Genomic DNA, 218 nt, shown 5'->3' on the forward strand with positions numbered 1-218 from the left:
TGCATCCGAGAGGATTCGAACCTCTGACCGCCCGGTTCGTAGCCGGGTACTCTATCCAGCTGAGCTACGGATGCATAGAGTATTTCATCAACAACATGAAGCAAGGTGCGTGGATTACTCCACACTGCCATCACAAAACAAAAGATGGTGCATCCGAGAGGATTCGAACCTCTGACCGCTCGGTTCGTAGCCGAGTACTCTATCCAGCTGAGCTACGG

Annotated in this window: 1 tRNA gene; it reads right to left on the bottom strand. The window is 52.3% G+C overall.

Annotation, left to right across the window (positions count from 1 at the left end):
* Nucleotides 1-74 (bottom strand) — tRNA-Arg (locus L975_RS17005).
* Nucleotides 75-218: the final 144 nt, after the last annotated feature.

Origin of the sequence: Plesiomonas sp. ZOR0011, from assembly GCF_000800945.1 — a bacterium.
Lineage (GTDB): Bacteria > Pseudomonadota > Gammaproteobacteria > Enterobacterales > CAMTGL01 > Plesiomonas > Plesiomonas shigelloides.